Raw genomic sequence first — 2,683 nt, forward strand, 5'->3', positions numbered from 1 at the left:
ATGATAGCTTATACCAATGGGGCTCCCGTCTATACAGGTGGGGTTAACCTAGGAGGAGATGCTGTCACGAATGATATTGCCTACATTCTGAACAAGACGCGGGGAACCGCGGAACAGATAAAGTGTGAAAGTGGTCACAGTTATGTACCTTCTGTCAGTAGTGAGGATATGGTACTTATCCCCCAGGTGGGAGGCCTTCCACCCATCAAGATGCCGAAGAAAGAGCTCAGCAAGGTCATTGAACCAAGAATGGCTGAAATCTTCAGTAGATTGCAGAGCGACTTGGAAAAAGCCCAGGTGCATGGTTCCTTTGGTGGTGGGGTGGTATTGGTAGGAGGAGGGGCCCTGCTTAGCGGGGTTACCGAACTGGCAAGTGAGATTTTCCAGCTTCCCGCACGCCTCGGATTCCCTGAGGCTATTGGGGGCTTGGATCGGAGTTATATCAGTCCACAGTACACGACTGTGCTTGGCTTGATGAAGAGTGAAGCTCGTAGGGCACGGAATACTGCTACCGGAACACGTTCACGCAAGGAGCGGACGCGTCGCAAGGAAGGTGGGGCAGTCTCGAAGCTCCGTGGTTTTTTCAGGACACTGTTTTAATCGTGCCGAATGGCGAAGGAATAGAGTATGGATTTTGGAATGTTTGAAGTTGAGGATATGGTTCAGGATGAACAAACCACTGCCACGGTCATCAAGGTGCTCGGGGTAGGAGGTGCTGGGGGGAATGCGGTTAATCGTATGATTGCCAGTGGCCTGAAAAAGGTGCAGTTCGTTACCATGAACACCGATATGCAGGCCTTACAGCGATCCAACGCACAGGTCCGTCTTCCCATCGGCAAGGAGTTGACAGGAGGTCTCGGTGCAGGAGGTGTTCCTGAGGTGGGTGAGAAAGCTGCCCAGGAGAGCAAGGAAGACATCCGTCGCGAGATTGAGAACGCTGATATGGTTTTCATTACCGCCGGTATGGGAGGCGGAACCGGTACCGGTGCTGCCCCGATCGTTGCTGAGATTGCCAAGAGTTGCAATGCCCTCACCGTTGCGGTGGTAACCACCCCGTTCGCTTTTGAAGGGAAGAAGAAATTGCTCTTGGCACAGGCAGGAATTGAGAAACTGCGAAAGCAGGTGGATACCCTTATCATCATCCCCAACCAATATTTGCTGAAGGTAGTGGAGAACAATACCCCTATCAAGCAGGCCTTCCTGATGGCGGATGAAGTCTTGTATATGGGTGTACAGGGAATCAGTGAGCTGATCACAGAACCAGGTGAGATCAACATTGACTTTGCAGACGTAAGGACTGTCATGAAAGGCAAGGGTGATGCTCTCATGGGTATCGGATTTGGAGAAGGGGCGAACCGTGCAGTTGATGCTGCCCGCCAGGCCATCAACAACCCCCTCCTGGAAAATGCCAGTATAGAAGGGGCCAAGAGTGTCCTGGTCAATCTCTCGGGTAGCGACAACCTTACCCTCCAGGAGTACCAGGATGTCGTTGAGTTGGTAACCGACAAGTGCAGTGATGATGCCCTGATCATCGCAGGTCAGGCTTTCAATCCCGAACTGGGTGACCGAATCAAGGTCACTGTGGTGGCAACTGGCTTTGAACGGAAGGAAGAGGTTGTTGGTGCTGAAGTGCCTGAGATGGATATGGTCAAGCGTCACTATGCCGCTGCAAAGGTTGACGAGAAGAGGCAGGAAGAAGATGCCCCTGCTGCCAAAAACACCCAGGAGGACGAGGAACCAATCCCTGCAATCCAGGTGAATCGTTGGCAGGATCTGCAGAAACAGCTGGGCAAGGGGTCGGGTAGTAATTCCAACGACTATACCATCCCTGCCGTACTGAGGTACTCCAGGAATAAAGCAGAAGAGAAATAACCATGGCTCTCCCCGTTGACCAGCTCTTGCTAGAAGAGTACGAGGATTATCTGATGATACAGCGTCGTCTATCACAGGCGACGCTGTCGGTCTATCTATACGAAGTTTCTCGTCTGTTGGAAACAGAACTCCCCCTTGAGACAGTGGATGCAACCCAACTCGAAACCTATCTGATCGGGGAGAGAAAGGAGCGTAACCTCAGCCCTGCAAGTCTTGCAAAGACACTCAGTGCACTTAGGTCATTTTTTTCCTTTCTGCAACTCCAGAAGATAAGGCTGGACAACCCTGTCCTCCTGATCAGTCATTCACAGAAACCGCTCACGCTTCCCCTGGTGGCAAGTGTGGAGCAGATTGATGTACTCCTTGAAAGTATTGATACAAGCTCCCCTCTGGGATATCGGGATCGCACCCTGTTTGAATTGATCTACTCCTGTGGATTGAGAATCAGTGAGGCATGCAATCTTGAGGTTTCCGATTATCAGGATGGAAAACTGCGGGTACTGGGAAAGCGGGATAAGCTTCGTATTGTTCCAGTAGGGGAGATAGCAGCCAACTATCTGGATATATACCTTAGGGATATTCGTCCCTCGCTTGTCGGAATGCGCCTTGCCAATAAGGCCCTTTTTGTCGGACGTAGGGGAAGGAAGCTTACCAGGCAGGCCATATATAAACGTTTTGTCAGCTACTGTGGGGAGTGCGGCCTTGATGCAAAGGTGCATACGCTTCGCCATAGCTTTGCAACCCACCTCCTCGAGGGGGGGGCTGACCTGAGAAGTGTCCAGGAGTTGCTTGGACATGCAGATATCAAGAC

The 2,683-nt window shown here is 51.5% G+C and carries 3 protein-coding genes; all 3 read left to right on the plus strand.

All coding sequences use genetic code 11. The features are described from left to right. The coding region (locus JF818_RS11725) for a cell division FtsA domain-containing protein (RefSeq protein WP_198892190.1) at positions 1-600 on the plus strand (600 nt) is incomplete at its 5' end. Between the two features lie 27 nt (positions 601-627). Continuing rightward, a complete protein-coding gene (gene ftsZ / locus JF818_RS11730) occupies positions 628-1,872 on the plus strand; it encodes a cell division protein FtsZ (protein ID WP_198892191.1) in 1,245 nt (414 codons plus the stop codon). A gap of 2 nt (positions 1,873-1,874) precedes the next feature. Further along, positions 1,875-2,683: tyrosine-type recombinase/integrase (locus JF818_RS11735; protein WP_198892192.1), on the plus strand; the 809-nt coding region annotated here is incomplete at its 3' end.

This window comes from Sphaerochaeta sp. S2 (genome assembly GCF_016406725.1).
In the GTDB taxonomy this organism is placed as follows: domain Bacteria; phylum Spirochaetota; class Spirochaetia; order Sphaerochaetales; family Sphaerochaetaceae; genus Sphaerochaeta.

Bases quoted from the DNA above. Each gene is read 5' to 3' on its own strand.
- ftsZ (WP_198892191.1), top strand. From the start codon at position 628: ATGGATTTTGGAATGTTTGAAGTTGAGGATATGGTTCAGGATGAACAA.